Genomic DNA, 16,950 nt, shown 5'->3' with positions numbered 1-16,950 from the left:
ATTCCCCTCCATTCAGGTGCGAGGGGAATTCCATTTCAACGTTTCCTTCCGGATCCGCTCCTGCTCTATGGTTCTGTATTTATCCGTGCTGGTATTTAAAACCTGATCGGCCAGATTACTCTGGAACAAGCTCATCTGCATATAGGGAAGAGCCAGCACTTCATCAATTGTTGAGCGATTATCCCGCAAAGGGGCCAGTGTTGCGTTCACAAACTGTATGTAATCACGACCAATTTTCTTGGCGGTATCTGTTTGCCGGACGGCTTTAGCAAGTTCATGTTTGGGAAACATTTTCCGATCCAGGTGAAGGGGCAGCACAGGGAACTTTTGGTAACGCACAGGCAGGCTACTGAACTGCCGTTGAATAGCAAGCTCTGTATTTGCCCGAATGCCTGAAATATTCGCCCCCAACGTAAAGATTTCAGGGTCCTCCCCGTCACTGAGCCCCTGCATATAGGCCATCTGTCCCAAGCCGTAAATATCCACTTTGGGCTCTGTCATCGCCCCCCTTGGCAGTTCCTCCAGTTCTCGCTCAGAAAACTTATTCAGCTCTTCACGCCCGGCTGGGGGAGTAGACATATAACGACGACGGTCGTTAACTTTAAACGAGACCGCAGCAGGATCGACAAACCACTCATGACCAGGTCTTGCCTTTTCCCCAACATGGGTGGTGGTGCCCAGATCAATCAGGCGCAAATGTTTCTTTTGGGTATCATACATCAGGTTATGGGGGCGAAAATCAGCATGCATGAAGCCTGCATCGTGTACGACCTTCATACATTCTGCCGCCTGGCAAAGAAGTCGTTGAGTAGCGGTTCGAAATTGTATTGAATTAATAACCTTCTCCTGATGCAATACCCGTAACTCTTTAAACTTGTCTTCCAGAGTGGAGCCCTGAATTTTCTCCAGCAGAATGCCCCGCCGCTCGTTAATGGTATGCATACCAAAGCACTGCACCAATTTCTCACTGCTGGGAATATGCTTGAAGGCATAAGCTTCATTCTCAAGACTTTTCAGTGCCCAGGCTTTCTTGCCTTCCTTACCTTTTGCCTCAAGCGACTCCGGCAGAGTTTTCAATAGCAGGCCTGTGTCCTGCCCATTGGCATCCAGAAGTGGTATGAGTTCGACACTATCCGTGCAATAAAGAGGGTGTTCCGTATCCAGAGAGCTACTTTCAATATCGATGGGAGGTGCAGGATACTCATACTCGACTGCAGAGGGCAGAGCTTTAACCGACTCAAAACGACTGAGGTTCGGAGAAGGCGTCTGGGGGCTGTTGTAACCTGAGTCACCGCTGCTGGAGAGGGACAGTTTTCTGACTGGATCCGGGTTTACCGCAAGCTGTTTATTGCGATGCTCAACAAGTTGTTGTCGCTGATACTTCACACGTGCTTGAACGTCTAATTTGTCTGGCCGTCTTTTACCCTGCCCTGCTCCGATGGGGCCCATGCTCAACTCCTTGAATACATCCTTAATACTCCGAGCTCCCTGACAGTATAGGTATCAGCTCTCCCCGAGCTGTTACAGCGAAGTTTGAAAATAGAAATGCGCGATAAACCTGCGTTTATCGCGCATTTAAGACGCCGGTTTAGACTGTTTTTTGACTCAGCGTTCCCAGAGGACGATTACAGTGTTCCAGCAGAACGAACGTCACCCTTGTCTGGCGTGACAATCTTCTCAGGGCGGATAAAGAACCGCGCCAGAGCAGGCAACAGCCAAATGGCACCAAACATATTCCACAGGAACATAAAGGTAAGCAACATACCCATATCTGCCTGGAACTTGATCGGCGAGAAGATCCACGTGCATACGCCGATAGCCAGAGTCACACCAGTAAACACAACCGCCTTACCGGTGGTACGCAGTGTTTCATAGTAAGCCTGCTGCAGGTTCATGCCCTGTTTCAGGAAGCCTTCCAGCCGAGTAAAGATATAGATACCGTAATCCACACCAATTCCCACGCCCAGTGCAATAACCGGCAGTGTTGCCACCTTCACACCAATTCCCAGATGCACCATCAGTGCCTGACACAGCAGTGAAGTGAGCGCCAACGGCACGATAATACAGATTACAGCCCGCACTGAGCGGAAAGTCAGCAGGCAGAGCACACTCACTACAGAGTACACCCATACCAGCATCAGGTTCTGGGCAGAAGAGATAACTTCGTTAGTGGCCGCTTCCACACCGGAGTTACCGGTGGCCATCAGGAACTGAATGTCGTCGGTATTATTGGCTTCAGCAAATACCTTGGTGGCTTCAACCACTCGTTTCAGAGTTTCAGCCTTGTGATCTTCCAGGAACAACAGAACCGGCGCCAGACTGCAATTGTCGTTGTATAACTGCCTGGCTGTACCGTTACTGATGGCGTTGTTCAGCACATACTGGTTACGGGAAAGCGCCTGCCATTGCGGGTTGCCTTCGTTCAGACCACGAATCACCTGCTTAGCAACGGTCACCATCGACACCGCATCCTGAACACCCTGCACTTGTGACATATGCCACATGTACTTATCAACAGCGTTCATCACCTCGAAACTGGAGCATTGCTCCACACCAGTTTCCACCATGGTCACGAAGGTATCAGCACTGGTGGAGTAGTTGCCGGTGATAAAGGCATTGTCCAGATTATAACGGGAGTCGGCTCGCAACTCGGGAGCACCCGGGTCAAGGTCACCAATCTTCAGCTCAGACTTCATTATCCAGCCATAGCTGAAACCCGCCAGCGCCAGAACAATGGAAACCGGAGCCACATAAGGATGTGAGAACTTGGAGATCAGCGTCCATGTCGGCGATTTCTGCTGGCTGGTATCCCCACGCTCGCGTACATTCTTGCTGACACCCACCCATGACATCAGCACAGGCAGCAGCACAAGGTTGGTGAGAATAATCACCGCTACACCCAGACTGGCTGCGATAGCCAGATCCTGAATCACATCAATCTCAATCACCAGCAGGGTCAGGAAGCCGATAGCATCGGACACCAGCGCCAGCATGCCGGGAATGTAGAGTGCGCGGAAGGTAAGGCGAGCGGCCTGCAGGCCGTTCGCGCCTTTGGCGGACTCAATACCGATGTTGTTGATAATCTGAACGCCATGGCTGACGCCAATAGCAAACACCAGAAACGGCACCAGTACAGAGTACAAATCCAGAGAAAAGCCAAGAGCACTTAACAGGCCCAACTGCCACACCACCGCAATCAGGGAGCAAATAATCGGCACGATAGTGGATTTCAGGCAACGGGAGTAAGCAAACAGCAGTACAGCGGTGATAACCAGCGCCACCACAAAGAACAGGCCGATGGACTTCACACCTTCAAACAGATCACCCACCACTTTGGCAAAGCCTATAATATGAAGGTTTACGCCCTGCCCTGCATACTTATCACGCATCTCTTCCAGTGCGTTGGAAAGCTCAGAATAATCCAGTTTCTCACCGGTTTCCGGATTTAGCTCAAACAGCGGAAATTCCACAATGCTGGACTGGAAATCATTGGCCACCAGTCGTCCAACTGTGCCGGAGCGAAGGATATTCGTGCGCAGTTCTTCCAAGCTGGTCGTACTGCCATCATAGGTCTGAGGAATAACCGGGCCACCTTCAAAACCCTCTTCCGTCACCATCAACCAGCGAACATTGGGTGTCCACAGGGATTTTAACGACATGCGATCAACACCGGAAAGATAAAACACTTCATCGGTGATACTCTGCAGGGTTTTCATATAGCCCGCACTGAAGATATCACCCTCTTCAGGGGCTACGGCAATACGCAAGGTATTGGCGCTGCCCATATCATCCCGACGCTCAAGCCAGTTCATAATAAACGGGTGCTTAAGAGGGATCATTTTTTCAAAGCTGGCATCCACCTTCAGACCGGTAAGTTTCCAGCTCAAAAAGATTGATGCAAGAATAAAGAACACCAGTACGGGCAGACGGTTATTAAAAAACGCGCGCTCCAGTACCGGCTCTGTGGAAAGATGATTACTCATAAAATAAGATCCAAATCACTGCCCGAGAATGGATGGGTTCACACGCTTCACACCGTTAACGCCGGTCACGATATAAGCATTATCACGCGCCAGCACAACGCCGGTCAGGGTGGCGCGATCTGGCTGATTGGCAACCAGACTGTCGTCACCATCGTTCAATGCCAGCGTGCCACTGCCACCGACCAGCAGAGGAAGATTGCCCGGTAACACAACGGCACTGAACAGCGACTGTTCAGTTCCCGTATCCAGCTCTTCCCAGGTTTTACCGCTATCGACGGTAATAAACGCATTCCCCCGCAAACCATAAGCGACTGCAGCATTAAATTGCTCCAGAGACTGCACACCAAAGAAGGAGCCTTCATAGGGGCTTTCGAGGGTTTCCCAGTCGGAGCCATTGCTGGTAGAGCGGTACAGGGTGCCCGCTTCGCCGGCCATCACCAGCGTGCCATCTTTCAGACTGGTCATTGCATTGAAGTGAAATTCGTCTTCGTTATCTACGGAGTCCCTGCGGTCGTGCCAGGTTTTACCGCCATCTGTCGTATGAATCAGATAACCGTAGGCACCGAGGGCAAAGCCGGTATTTTTGTCGGTAAAATGCACGTCCAGCAGAGGAACCTCTGCTTCCATATCCTGATACACCCGTGTCCAGGTCTGGCCGCCATCTAGGGATTTAAACACTTCAGCATCATGCCCTACGGCATAGCCAACAGACCCGGTTGGAAAGTCAACAGCTGTCAGCAGCACTTCAGAAGGGGTTTGAGTCTGCTTCCAGCCTTTACCCATATCGTCGGACCACACCACATAACCCCGGTCGCCTACTGCAACAACCCGTGAGCTGTTACCAGCGCGGTCAATATCATTAAACAGTGAGGAGAGAACACGATCAGAAGCCGGTTCAGCAGCTGCAACTCCCCCCGCCAGGGCCAGCCCCAAGGCCAGTAGCCCCGAACAGGCGGAAGGTAAGGATGAGGGAAACTTCATAGCAGACCCTGTGATAATTATTATTGGTTGTTCTGAGGCTGGAGCCCGGCTTCAACAAAAGCCGGACACCAGAAAGGTCATACAGATAATTTAGCGGCGACCACGACGGCGCAGTGCGGAAGGCTTGAAGTACTTCTCACCGGGGATCGCATTGGTGAAGTTCAGGAATTCGGACTCTTCGTTTGACAGACCCTGAACATGGTAACGACGGGACTGCAAATCATGGAAAGTATCCAGTACAGTCCAGGTGGTTGGCATGTCGTAGATGTTAGTCAGATAAGCCATGTTTACACGCCACAAATCACCACGGCCATCGTACTGATCTACAACCGCGGCACCCCAGCTGTCTTCATCCAGGTAGATTACACGCTTGGAGTAGATGTGACGCTTACCTTTCTTCAGGTTGCCTTCCACGACCCATACACGGTGCTTCTCGTAACGGGTGTGGGCAGGGTTCAGGTGGCCGGTGCCCAGTATGTCTTCATACTTCAGCTTGGGGCTGAGCAAGTCGTAGTTGTTGTAAGGAATGTAGACTTCCTTCTTGCCCAACAGCTTCCAGTCATAGCGGTCGGGGGCACCGTTATACATATCGGTGTCGTCGGCTGTACGCAGGCCGTCCGCTGCCGCAATTGGTGTATCGTAAGCCAGGTTTGGTGCACGGCGTACACGACGCTGGCCTGCGTTATAACCCCACGCCTTACGTGGCTGCCTGACCTGATCCAGGGTTTCGTGAACCAGAACAGCGCCACCAGCCAAGCGTGCAGGTGTCTTGGTAAACGACAGGTAGTAGAAGATGATGTTATCCAGATCGGCAGCAGACACCTTGGGATCATTGTACTTGAAATACACTTCCTGTTGGGAAGTGACCAGCGAGTAGCTACCATTCCTCTGCACGGCTACCTCGGAAGCACGGCGGACAAGGTATTCACCACGGTAACGAACGATGTGGTTCCACAGGGCTTCCAGACCATTCTTGGGAATGGGGAAAGGATAAGCATCACTGATACCTGTAAAGCCATTACCACCGGGCAGAAGCTGGGCTTGTTTAGCGGCTTTTTTGGTGTTCTGGTAGATACGCTCAGGGTAGTAAGCGTTACGGCGAGTCTGATAGACCGGCATCTGGAAGGTATCAGGATACGCCTTGAACAGGGCAATCTGACCAGCAGTCAGATTGTCTTTGTATTTTTCCAGATTCGCGGCTGTGATGGTAAACAACGGTTTATCGTCAGGATAAGGGTTAGGCAGGTGCTGACCGGGCTTGGTGTAACTGGCCGGAAAGTCTGCTTTGGTAAACGGTTTCCACTCAGGAATACTGCCATCAGCATTCCCCTTTTGCTCAGCCCCCAGGGGAGTGAGTTCATTGCCCAGCTTATTGGCTTCGACGGTGGACACTTTTGCCGAAACCGGACCGGCACATAACATAAGTGCAGCCAGACTGGCTATGAGTGTTCTTGTTGTTCTCATAATTTTTGTTCTCGCTTAGCCCTGATATCAGCCCCGAATGAGATGGCAACGAAACAGTGTAGTGGGGCCAGCCAAAACCAGCCCCGTTTTTAGCAATCTCTTCGATTAGAAGGAGTATTTCACACCGATGGAGATATTGTCACGGTCACGCTGACTGTAAGTGCCTGGGCCAGTAAACTCGGTGTACTGGATTTCACCTTCCAGATCCAGGTACTGAGCCTTCATGCCTATAGTCATGGAGTTCTTTCCTTCCAGGAAGTTACCGGTACGGTGGGAATTACCCTTTACGTCCTGACTCCAGCGCAGGTAGGGGTTCAGGGTTACACCAGCGTAAACGTCGTTCCAGGAACCGGCGAGAACTGCGCTGTAGCCGTAGGCGTTTTTGGAGATTTGGTCGTCTTCGTTACATTCACCGGAATTGAAGTCAACGTACGCACAGTCGCCGCGCCCAGCAAACTTACGTTCACCTCCAATAGAGTTATACGTAAAGTTAGAGCCACGCAGATGTTCAGAGGCAACTTCAACAATGCCGAACAAGGAGTCAAAGCTCATAACTGGGCCAAAGTTATGGATAGCGGAAAGAGAAATATTATATGACTCGACACGCTCGTAGTTATTAACTTCACCACCTAAGGCTACAGTCTCACCTGCTATGAGGCCTGTATCACCATCAGCGACTGTTCCCCCCTGAAGAATCATATCGCCTAGCAGGTCATTTGTTGTTGCTATACCAATTGGTAAATTTGGACGATAGGCTACTTCACCTGCAAAGGAAGTATTACCGTATGTTGTACTGAAGCTGAAGCCGTAAACTCGGATATCTTCAACATACTTCCGATTCGCCTCTACATTATCCAGTAGTTCTATAGTCGCCAACCCTTGAGCCGTTGTTCCAGCTGCTGATCCATAATCAGGAGTTAACGCCCCGGTTAGTGTGGCAATATCTACTCCCGTGAAGTCCTTATCCAGTTTTGCATAGATAAGTGGTTCTTTATTGTGATAGTTCACAAAATAAAAACCGAACTCCGTATCATTTAGCTCTTCAGCGACATATCGGAATGATACACCAAACTGCCCATCATCACTCGCGTTTATATCTTTTCCTATGCGTGCTACCTGCGTCACTCCAATTGAGGAAAAGGAAGTATTTGCTTCACCAGTAATACCAAGACCCCTTAATGCACCTGACTGCACCGCAGCAGACCCAGCATACCCTTGAATAACAGGCCGCTCAGCTGTCCCTAAAGATTGGGTGTAGGCAGTGTTACCACCCTCAGCAAAAAGATCCGTCTCAGCAAAATAAGTGCCCACTGGATCAATCTGAGTCTTACGGAAGTTGAACTGATAGAACGCATCCATAGACAGATTATCCGTCAAACCAATGCTCACACCAAAGGTTTCTACAGGAATCAGAGCTTCTTTCAGTTCAGAGCCGGGCAGGCGGAATTTGGCAGCGTCAAGAGGGTTGGTGGTGTTAATACCATTACGGTAGAAGATACCTTCCCCCCAGCTCAGAACCTGCTTACCCAGGCGGACATCAACCGGACGATCCATTACATCCCAGCTGCCATAAACATAAGCATCCAGTAGTTGGGCATCCTTACCGGAAATATCCCTGGCATCTTTGGTAAAACGGTTTGCAGGGTTATTGGGGTTAGCGTTCTGAGCTTGACTTGGCTGATCAGCATGCCAGGACTTCTTCCCGTAGTTAGTGCTTCCACCCAGTTCGGAATCATAGAAAGCCGTACCACGGGCGAACAGGCCATAGTTCTCGTAGTTCAGTTCCAGATCGGAGGTAATTTTGTAAACCTGAGATACGATACCGGTGTCGTAGTTACGGTTTCCATCGTTGCCGTTCATACTGTCGTTATTCTTGTCCTGTCCCTGCACACGCCACATAGCGCCGTAGGAAACAGTGGTATCCAGAGAGCCGGAGACATTGCCATCCATCAGGTCAAACTCAACAGCCTGAACCGGAGCCACTGCCAGAATACTGGCCAGGGCAAAACCTGCCTTCGCAGGGGCGATATGTATAGGGGTAGAAACAGAAATCCTGCGCAGCTTCATTATTATTATCAACCTTATGGCGTTCTTATTTTTGTGTGATGAATTTTTCACCCCGGGTGGACTCTGGCCATTCGTTCAAGCGACAAGGGTTCCCCTCCACTTCACTTGCCCTGATTAACAGCTGACCATCCCACCTCAGGCTGCGGTCAATTTATCCTGATTTGTAATTTTTGTATAGTTTTATGTACGTATTTTGACGTACAAAGCAGACAAGTTGTAGACAAATTCACTACAAAGAAGAAACCGGCCATACAAGCCGGTTTCTTATGCCAGTTAAAATGTCAGTTTACGCCAACGATTTGCTCACCACTTCAAAGATGTCCGCAGACAATTCATGTTTCTGGATACGTTTGAGTGCTTTCTGCATCAGCTCTTTGCGCGCTTCATCGTAACGCTTCCAGCGCGTTAATGGGTTAATCAGGCGGGCAGCCATTTGAGGATTCAGGGCATCGACACGAATCACTTCATCAGTCAGGAATTCATAGCCAGAGCCGGACAGATCATGAAAGTTCACAAGATTACGCACACAGAAGGCAGACACTACGGCACGCATCTTATTCGGGTTCTTCTTGTCGTAAGAAGGGTGCTCCATTAAGGCTTTGACTGTCTCAAGCTTTGTGCTTGCACTGCCGGCCTGGGAAGAGAACCACATATCCATCACATTGTTATCGTCTGCCCACTTCTCGGCAAACTCTGCCAGCACCATCTTCGCGGCTGGAGCCGCACTTTCATGGCTGGCATTGATCAGGCAGCCCATGGCGGCCATGGTGTCAGTCATATTGGTAGCAGATTCATACTGGGCTTTTGCCAGATCAACACCCACAACGTCGTCCAGCTCAGTCAGATAGGCCATACAGGTGTTCTTGAGGGAGCGCTCAGCAATATCAGCAGCTTCGGGCTGGTAAGGCTTGTCTGTTCTCAGCTTCTTGTAAGTGTCTACCAGCTGATCTTTCAAACCTGCGGCAATCTGCTGCTTCACAAACTCGCGGGCCTGGTGGATAGCATCAACATCGATAACGTCCATCTGCTCGGCCAGATACGTTTCGGAAGGCAGGTTCAGCATTTCTGCCACCATCGCCTTATCCAGAGACTCATCCGCCAGCAGCTGCCCGTAAGCGTTGATCAGGCTGGTGTCCACCACCAGTTCTTTGCCTTCCTGAATGGCGCTTACCAGCTCCATCAGTACGTCGATAGCCAGACGCTGGCAGCTGTCCCAGCGGTTAAAGCCATCTTCATCGTTGCTCATCAGGAACACCAGATCTTCACGACTGTAGTCGTAGTTCAGGCGAACCGGTGCGGAGAAACCCCGCAGCAGAGACGGCAGTGGACGTTCATCCATACCGGCAAATACAAAGGTCTGCTCTTCGTCTTTCAGATCCAGAACCGTGGTCGTCTTACCGTCTGGTGTCACAGGCATAGGCTCGCCTTCACCGTCCAGCAGGCCGATTTCCACGGGAATATGGAACGGCAGCTTGGTGTTCTGCCCCGGTGTAGCCGGGCAGCTTTGCTTGATGGTCAGGCTGTATTCCTGCTTCTCTTCGTCGTAAGCATCACTCACATCCAGAACAGGTGTACCGGCCTGGTTGTACCAACGCTGGAACTGGGTCAGGTCAACGCCGTTGGCATCTTCCATGGCGGATACGAAGTTTTCAGTGGTCACCGCCTGACCGTCGTGGCGTTCAAAGTACAGGTCGGAGCCTTTGCGGAAACCCTCTTTACCGACGATGTTATGAATCATGCGCACAACTTCCGCACCTTTTTCGTAAATCGTCAGGGTGTAGAAGTTGTTGATTTCGATAAAGGAATCCGGACGAATGGGGTGGGCCATAGGGCCAGCGTCTTCCACAAACTGATGGCTGCGCAGCAGGTTCACATCTTCCACACGTTTTACAGTGCGGGAGTTCATATCCGCAGAGAACTCGGCATCACGGAATACGGTGAAACCTTCTTTCAGGCTCAGCTGGAACCAGTCACGGCAGGTTACACGGTTGCCCGACCAGTTATGGAAGTATTCATGAGCCACTACCGCTTCAATACGCTGAAATGCAGCATCGGTAGCGGTATCGGGGCGAGCCAGCACAGCGGAAGAGTTAAAGATGTTAAGGCCCTTGTTCTCCATGGCCCCCATATTGAAGTCATCCACCGCTACGATCATAAACATGTCGAGATCGTATTCACGACCATACACCTCTTCGTCCCACTTCATGGCCTTTTTCAGGGAGCGCATGGCGTGGTCGCACTTGGTGATATTATGGGCTTCGGTGAAGATTTTCAGGTTCACTTCACGGCCACTCATGGTGGTGAAGGAGTCTTCAATAAACTCAAGGTTACCGGCCACCAGTGCGAACAGGTAAGCTGGCTTTTTAAACGGATCATTCCAGGTCACCATATGGCGGCCGTTATCCAGCTCCTGTCGCTTAATGGCATTACCGTTGGAGAGCAGCACAGGGTACTTCTCTTTATCTGCAATCACGGTGGTGGTGAATACAGACATGACATCCGGGCGATCCAGATAGTAGGTAATTTTGCGGAAACCCTCGGCCTCACACTGAGTACAGTACATACTGCTGGAGCGATATAAGCCTTCCAGAGACGTGTTCTCCTGAGGCTTAATGCGGGTCACGATGGTTGTTTCAAAAGCGTCAGACTTGGGCTGCAGCATCAGCTGGTGTTTATCAACCTGATACTGATCTGCTGGAATCACTTCCCCATCAATCGCTACGCTCACCAGTTCCATGTCGGTGCCGTGCAGTGGCAGCGGTGGCAGGCTGTCGTGTGTTTTGGATTCGTTGAGGTGAAAGTTCAGGGTAGATGTCACCAGCGTGGATTCTTCACCCAGCTCGAAGGTCAGAGCTGTGGTATCAATCCAGTAATCAGGCTGCTGATAATCCTTGAGATAAATAGCCCGTGGTTGTGCGTCTTTCATTCTTTCTCCCTTAAGCCTCAGCTTTTGGCCGAGTATGGAAATGTGACTTCACTATAGAGTTTCGGCCGAGGTTTCACAGGGTATTTCCGCTCCGTCAATACATCTCTGTATTGGGTCGCTCTCACGCCATCCATGGTGTGTGAAATACTCTGTAAAACCTCAGCCTTTCAGATATCGCGATTCGCCGCTTGTAGCTTCTGCGCGATCAAGAAACTTCGATATTTAATTCGTAGGCAGTGTACTTGCGGATATTGATAACGCCGGTATCGAAAATCAAATACTGTCCTTTAATGCCCATCAATACCCCTTCTGCCACAGGGTTCTTATCCAGATTAAAGGATGTCACCTTGGTGGGATATTCGGTTACAGGGTAGTGGATGTCTAAAGGTACAGCGTCTGTGACTGGCTGAACAGCCTGCAGGCCATGTTCCTGCAGCAGAGCATCAATGCCATCCGCATATTTATCCAGCAGGCGTTCACGCTCCTGTTCCAGATCAATTTCAACTGTCTGGCCTTTGAGCATGGCACGCCAGTTGGTTCTGTCGTTGACGTCCTGACGCAGAAGGTCTTCCACAAAACCGGAGAGTTGTCGTGTGGCAACCCGAAGAACAGGCAGCGCCTGCACCGCACCCTGATCAATCCAGCGAGTCGGCACCTGGCTGGCGCGGGTTATGCCCACTTTGATGCCGGAGGAGTTTGCCAGATAAACGACATGGTCCGTCATGCAGAATTTTTCACCCCACTCCGGCTCACGACAGGTGCCGTTATGGTAGTGGCACTTTTCCGGACTCATGATACAGCTATCGCAACAGGCCAGTTTCTGGAAGCAGGGCCAGCAAAAGCCCTGACTGAAACTCTTTTTGGTTTTACGGTTACAGTGGGTACAGAAAATTTTTCCAGTGTATTCCAGGCGAATTTTACGCCCGATAGCCTCGTTCATGGAAATAAATTCATCACCCACAGGCAATTTGTAAGACACAGGCTGACCGTTCTCGCCCAGCTTTGTGTGCATTTTGGCGACCGTTCCGGTCAGTTGAATTGCATCATTATTTACAACGGTGGACATCAGGCATCCTGAAATCGAAGAATGGTTTGTTCGCTGTTTTCTATCTTGGCGCCAGTATCAGAGCGAGCAGCCGAACTTTTGCAGGCCTGGGGCATATAACCGGTACGCTGCTCTTCCGGCAGGTTGCGGGCTTCCCAGGCTAACACCGCCTGCAGGCTTTGCTCTTTTTGTTCCTGAGTCAGACTGCGACCATCGGACCATTTGCCCAGTTCTACAGCACGCTTCAGGCTGGTGACAATGTCTGGCGTCAAAGTAGACAACAGCTGTTGGAAATCCATAATCTCCCCCTCTTTTATGGTTTATGCTGTCTTTCTACCAGCAAACCGGTTAAACAGCCACCCCGCCAGCACGCCGGAGAGCAAACCGCCGACATGGGCAGCGTTGGCAATTTTGCCAAAGCCGAAAGCACCCAGCACGCCGGTGGCGCCAATCACCAGCCACATCAGCATAAAGAGGTAGATGCCGGAGGGAACCTGATACAGACCCGGTTCCTGTTTTTCCCGTACCCAGCAAAAACCCAGAAGACCATAAATCACCCCGGACATGCCACCAAAGAGCGGATAACCTTCCCCGGTGTAGAACTGCACAATATTGGAAATCAGCCCCGTTGCCAGCACCAGCGCAACAAGAAACGGCGTTTTGTGGCGGGATTCAATACGGTAGCCAAAATCCAGCACCCACAGCATATTAAACACAAAATGGAATATGCCGAAGTGCAAAAAGACAGGGGTAATAACTCGCCATAGCTGCCCCAGCCCCAGCATGGTGCTCAGGCTGGCGTATTCAATGTAGTTACCTGTGATGCGAAAATCGGTGATTGTGAACAAAGACACCAGTTCTTTGTTTTCACCAAGATGGGTGATAATGGCAACCACTGCACAGATGAGCAGAAAAATCAGCGTGGCTGGCATCTTTTTCCAATTCGCCAGCGGCCCGGCCACCAGCCCACCGGAAGATTTCCAGGAGACTTTTGCCTCTTCGAGCTGTAGCAGCCCAGCTTTCCAATCCTCGTAGTAGCCAAGTACGGTACGCATCTGCTCAGGGTGCTGTATCCACAGCACCTGCCGGCCGCCCTCTTCCGTAATACGGTGGGGAATACTCTGTTGCCAGAGAAAAGCGGAAAAGGGCAAGAGGTCCTCATCCGAAGGGCGATCAAAAACCCGAATTATGTCCATAGTGAATTCTTTAAGTGTCCAGGCGATTGCCCCAGCCTAACTTGGAGCGACACACTTCGTAGTAGTTATGATTTAAAGGATGAATCAGCCGCAGTTTAAACGGCTTTTTTTGAATCGACAGTGTATCACCGGGCGCAGCGGTGATATGTACCTGACCATCACAGGAGAGTTGCGGATAAGTCGGGTTATTGCGGCCAATCACGATTTTGATTTCGCTGTTGCCATCGATCACCAGCGGGCGGCTGTTCAGGGTATGGGGGAACATTGGCACCAGCACTACCGCATCCAGCTTCGGGTGCATAATAGGCCCTCCGCCAGAAAGCGCATAGGCTGTGGAGCCAGTGGGTGTGGCGATAATCAGACCATCGGAACGCTGGCTGTAAACAAACTGGCCCTCTATAAATAGCTCAAACTCAATCATACGGGTCGCCTTACCGGGATGCAGCACGACCTCGTTCAAGGCGTCCGCATGGCCGATAAGTTCGCCATTACGCTTTATCGTCACATCCAGCAAGAAGCGATTCTCAATAAAGTACTTGCCATCCAGCACATCCCCCACCTGTTCTTCCAGATGATCGGGCTGAACATCAGTCAGGAAACCCAGACTACCCCGATTTACCCCCAGCACGGGAATATTATGACGGGCCAGCGCCCGTGCTGCGCCGAGCATGCTGCCATCGCCGCCGATCACAATAACAAGGTCACACACCTCGCCCATCATCTTTCGACTGCATACCTGAAGCCCGTGCCCTGGCATCAATTGCGCCATAGGCTCTTCAAGAATGACCTGGAGCTCACGGGAAAGCAGATAGCTTTTCAGGCGCTTCAATGTATCTACTACCTGAACATTACCCTGCCGCCCTATCACTCCAATATGTTTGAATTGTTCCATAAATGCCGGAAATTCCAATAATATTGTTCGGCCATCATCCATCTATGCGCTGAAATACGCAGGATTGGCACTCTTACCCCTTATTATCGGCGAAGGGATTGAAGCAAGTCCATTTGTCTTTGCTCTGGCTGACCACATTCCTCTTGAAGAGTTCCTCATACCAAAGTCGTAATTGCCACTAAAGGCCCATAGCTGAATATTCAATCCCGGCCAAAACTGAGAAGACACAAAGCAAATTCACTTGCGTATTACAAAAGACACAGCAGGGAGAGATCACTATGGACATGTCACACTCAATTTCACAACCGTTTGCCGACCCAGCAACCATAGGTGTCAGCAGTATCGCCCCGGCCACAGAAAGTGCTGCCCCCGCGATCAGCACAGAGAACCATGTGGAACGCCATCTGTCAGAAGGCATCAGCGACGAATTGCGCCCCCTGAAAAAGAAACAACTGCGGCATGATTACAAAGTCACTGTACCCAGAAAGATAAAGCTGCTCCTCAAAAAATCGCTACATGCGGCCGTGAAAGGTGCAATCACTGGTGGTGTTGTCGGGCTGGCCGTCGGTAGCCTGGGTGCACTGTTCACCATGCACATCGCAGCCATTCCTTTAGGCACCGGGGTTGGGGTAGTGGCAGGAGCAGGCATCGGCGGCACCATTGGTGCACTGAAAAGCGCTCGCTCCGTGCTCAACCTGACGCCAGCCGGCTTACTTGAAGATAAGATCAGTGACGCGAATGATGCTGTGAAAAAAGCCAGCTCCAGGTTCACTGCCGCTATAAACCGCGCAGATGACTTGATGCACAAAATGCGTAAGCAAACAGACTCAAAGCAATACCGTTCACAGCCTTCATGGCCCGAATCCACACAAAACATTGAGGACCAGCTGAAGAAAGACATCAAGGCTCTGAATGCTCTTAAGACTCCAGATAAGGCAGACAAGGCCAACCTGAAAGCTATGAAAAAGACATTGGCACAGTTGGAAAAAGCCAACACGCTGAAGGCCACACTCACATATAAGCAGGAGCTAAAGCAAAAGCTTGAGGAAGATCTTAAGCTTCTGACAGAAACGATCAATCCAGGCACTACACCTCACGAAGAGTCTGTTTAAACTCACCTCAGCCCCTGCTTTCTCAGGGGTTTTCTTTCGTGCGGTCTGCACACTTTATCGTTACACTCCTGAGATTCAAGCACCCTTTGCCAAACTTCCGAATGGAGAAAAACATGTCCCAGACGATTGTGATTACAGGAGCCAGGCGCGGTATTGGGCTGGAGTTTACACGTCAGTACCTTGAAGCCGGAGACACCGTCTTTGCCATTATCAGAGGCACACACCCCTCCGATGGTTTAGCGGCCCTCACCAACCAGCACCCTCAACTGACAATTCTCTATGGCGATGTCACCAGCCAGAGTGATCTGGATCGTCTGAAAGATGAACTGACAGAAAAGCTCCAGGGCCAGTCCATCAGCCTGCTAATCAACAATGCCGGTATTTATGGCCCTCGGGATGCCCTGTTTGGCAAAGTCCAGCCCCAGGACTGGCTGCAAGTTCTGCAGGTGAATACTATTGCACCGATGATGGTGAGCCAAAGCCTGTCAGGGCTTTTCAGTGCCGGCTCAAAGATTGCAATCATTAGCAGTAAGATGGGCAGTATGAGTGACAACACCAGCGGCGGCAGTTATATCTACCGCTCTTCCAAAGCGGCTGTGAACGCGGTGGGAAAAAGCCTGTCCCACGATCTGGCCGAGCGTGATATCGCCGTAGGCATTTATCATCCGGGGTGGGTACAAACAGATATGGGAGGGGCAAGTGCCTTGATTAGCACGCCAGCATCAGTCAGTGGCCTGCGTACCACAATTGCTGCCTTAACCATGGAAAACTCTGGTGAGTTTTTGAACTACGATGGTTCGTCTATTGGCTGGTAACTTTACAGCCTGGAACGCCCTGTACGAGACAATTATTCTTACTTCCCGGCCTGGCCAGGCCGGGAAGAGGCTCTGAGCTTTAGAAGTCAGGGTTCAAACTTCAGCCGCAGCACTTCTTATACTTCTTACCACTCCCGCAAGAGCAGGGATCGTTCCGGCCCGGTGTTTTTTCCAATACAGTTGTTGTAGTTGGAATCTTTTTCAACAGCTCCAGGTCGCTGACATCTTCAACAGCTTCTTCATTCACCGCAATGGAGAAAGCCCATTCATGTTCCTGAAAAATTTTTTCCAGTTCGGCCTTGCGCTCTTCTGTCTGCACAGTGACGGAGGCTGGATTTTTCTCAGTGCCCAGACGTGCCTGACGCTTACCACTGAAATCACGCTGACTTACGCGGTCGTCAATCTGAAGGTTGGTCTGGGTGTAATGTTTGCCCATTAGGTCACCTGTAAAATAGAGATAAAGCCCCGA

At 50.8% G+C, this 16,950-nt stretch carries 13 protein-coding genes; 2 read left to right on the top strand and 11 right to left on the bottom strand.

The window, feature by feature from the left end; genetic code table 11:
• Nucleotides 1–12: 12 nt before the first annotated feature.
• The 10 genes from E1189_RS20740 to E1189_RS20695 form a co-directional block, all read right to left on the bottom strand.
• The gene (locus E1189_RS20740; RefSeq protein ID WP_155163076.1) at nucleotides 13–1,449 is read right to left on the bottom strand and encodes a protein kinase domain-containing protein; all 1,437 of its coding nucleotides are present in this window, start codon (nucleotides 1,447–1,449) and stop codon (nucleotides 13–15) included.
• A gap of 176 nt (nucleotides 1,450–1,625) precedes the next feature.
• Nucleotides 1,626–3,983 carry an efflux RND transporter permease subunit gene (locus E1189_RS20735; protein ID WP_155163075.1) on the bottom strand — a complete coding sequence of 786 codons (2,358 nt, stop codon included), beginning with the start codon at nucleotides 3,981–3,983 and terminating at the stop codon, nucleotides 1,626–1,628.
• A 15-nt stretch (nucleotides 3,984–3,998) separates the two neighbouring features.
• Nucleotides 3,999–4,964, bottom strand: a complete 966-nt coding sequence (locus E1189_RS20730; RefSeq protein WP_155163074.1) for a WD40/YVTN/BNR-like repeat-containing protein — start codon at nucleotides 4,962–4,964, stop codon at nucleotides 3,999–4,001.
• A gap of 90 nt (nucleotides 4,965–5,054) precedes the next feature.
• On the bottom strand, nucleotides 5,055–6,428 hold the full coding sequence (locus tag E1189_RS20725; RefSeq protein ID WP_155163073.1) for a DUF1329 domain-containing protein: 1,374 nt from the start codon (nucleotides 6,426–6,428) through the stop codon (nucleotides 5,055–5,057).
• Between the two features lie 105 nt (nucleotides 6,429–6,533).
• Nucleotides 6,534–8,495: a DUF1302 domain-containing protein gene (locus tag E1189_RS20720; RefSeq protein WP_155163072.1), complete on the bottom strand. Its 1,962-nt coding sequence runs from the start codon at nucleotides 8,493–8,495 to the stop codon at nucleotides 6,534–6,536.
• A 286-nt stretch (nucleotides 8,496–8,781) separates the two neighbouring features.
• Complete coding sequence (pepN, locus tag E1189_RS20715) at nucleotides 8,782–11,421, bottom strand: aminopeptidase N (protein ID WP_155163071.1); 2,640 nt, start codon at nucleotides 11,419–11,421, stop codon at nucleotides 8,782–8,784.
• A gap of 205 nt (nucleotides 11,422–11,626) precedes the next feature.
• Entirely contained in the window at nucleotides 11,627–12,487 is an 861-nt protein-coding gene (locus E1189_RS20710; protein ID WP_196221544.1) for a DUF2797 domain-containing protein, read from the bottom strand.
• Nucleotides 12,487–12,765 (bottom strand): YeaC family protein, encoded by a 279-nt coding sequence (locus E1189_RS20705; protein WP_155163070.1) that lies wholly within the window; start codon nucleotides 12,763–12,765, stop codon nucleotides 12,487–12,489. The genes E1189_RS20710 and E1189_RS20705 overlap by 1 nt, the downstream gene beginning before the upstream one ends.
• Before the next feature lie 21 nt (nucleotides 12,766–12,786).
• Complete coding sequence (locus E1189_RS20700) at nucleotides 12,787–13,662, bottom strand: rhomboid family intramembrane serine protease (RefSeq protein ID WP_155163069.1); 876 nt, start codon at nucleotides 13,660–13,662, stop codon at nucleotides 12,787–12,789.
• A gap of 10 nt (nucleotides 13,663–13,672) precedes the next feature.
• Nucleotides 13,673–14,554: an NAD(+) kinase gene (locus tag E1189_RS20695; RefSeq protein ID WP_155163068.1), complete on the bottom strand. Its 882-nt coding sequence runs from the start codon at nucleotides 14,552–14,554 to the stop codon at nucleotides 13,673–13,675.
• A 284-nt stretch (nucleotides 14,555–14,838) separates the two neighbouring features.
• Here E1189_RS20695 and E1189_RS20690 point away from each other — a divergent pair, with 284 nt between their 5' ends.
• The gene (locus E1189_RS20690; RefSeq protein WP_155163067.1) at nucleotides 14,839–15,666 is read left to right on the top strand and encodes a syntaxin family protein; all 828 of its coding nucleotides are present in this window, start codon (nucleotides 14,839–14,841) and stop codon (nucleotides 15,664–15,666) included.
• Nucleotides 15,667–15,779: 113 nt separating this feature from the next.
• Complete coding sequence (locus E1189_RS20685) at nucleotides 15,780–16,481, top strand: SDR family oxidoreductase (protein ID WP_155163066.1); 702 nt, start codon at nucleotides 15,780–15,782, stop codon at nucleotides 16,479–16,481.
• A gap of 100 nt (nucleotides 16,482–16,581) precedes the next feature.
• Here E1189_RS20685 and E1189_RS20680 read toward each other — a convergent pair whose 3' ends face one another.
• Entirely contained in the window at nucleotides 16,582–16,917 is a 336-nt protein-coding gene (locus E1189_RS20680; protein ID WP_155163065.1) for a PBPRA1643 family SWIM/SEC-C metal-binding motif protein, read from the bottom strand.
• Between the last annotated feature and the right edge of the window lie 33 nt (nucleotides 16,918–16,950).

Source organism: Parendozoicomonas verongulae, assembly GCF_009711465.1.
Classification (GTDB): domain Bacteria; phylum Pseudomonadota; class Gammaproteobacteria; order Pseudomonadales; family Endozoicomonadaceae; genus Sansalvadorimonas; species Sansalvadorimonas verongulae.
Note: the sequence above shows the minus strand (reverse complement) of the source record. Positions and strands in the feature narration are given on the sequence as shown.

Bases quoted from the DNA above. Each gene is read 5' to 3' on its own strand.
- E1189_RS20680 (WP_155163065.1), bottom strand. From the start codon at position 16,917: ATGGGCAAACATTACACCCAGACCAACCTTCAGATTGACGACCGCGTA.
- pepN (WP_155163071.1), bottom strand. From the start codon at position 11,421: ATGAAAGACGCACAACCACGGGCTATTTATCTCAAGGATTATCAGCAG.
- E1189_RS20720 (WP_155163072.1), bottom strand. From the start codon at position 8,495: ATGAAGCTGCGCAGGATTTCTGTTTCTACCCCTATACATATCGCCCCT.
- E1189_RS20700 (WP_155163069.1), bottom strand. From the start codon at position 13,662: ATGGACATAATTCGGGTTTTTGATCGCCCTTCGGATGAGGACCTCTTG.
- E1189_RS20685 (WP_155163066.1), top strand. From the start codon at position 15,780: ATGTCCCAGACGATTGTGATTACAGGAGCCAGGCGCGGTATTGGGCTG.
- E1189_RS20695 (WP_155163068.1), bottom strand. From the start codon at position 14,554: ATGGAACAATTCAAACATATTGGAGTGATAGGGCGGCAGGGTAATGTT.
- E1189_RS20705 (WP_155163070.1), bottom strand. From the start codon at position 12,765: ATGGATTTCCAACAGCTGTTGTCTACTTTGACGCCAGACATTGTCACC.
- E1189_RS20725 (WP_155163073.1), bottom strand. From the start codon at position 6,428: ATGAGAACAACAAGAACACTCATAGCCAGTCTGGCTGCACTTATGTTA.
- E1189_RS20740 (WP_155163076.1), bottom strand. From the start codon at position 1,449: ATGGGCCCCATCGGAGCAGGGCAGGGTAAAAGACGGCCAGACAAATTA.
- E1189_RS20710 (WP_196221544.1), bottom strand. From the start codon at position 12,487: ATGTCCACCGTTGTAAATAATGATGCAATTCAACTGACCGGAACGGTC.
- E1189_RS20735 (WP_155163075.1), bottom strand. From the start codon at position 3,983: ATGAGTAATCATCTTTCCACAGAGCCGGTACTGGAGCGCGCGTTTTTT.
- E1189_RS20730 (WP_155163074.1), bottom strand. From the start codon at position 4,964: ATGAAGTTTCCCTCATCCTTACCTTCCGCCTGTTCGGGGCTACTGGCC.
- E1189_RS20690 (WP_155163067.1), top strand. From the start codon at position 14,839: ATGTCACACTCAATTTCACAACCGTTTGCCGACCCAGCAACCATAGGT.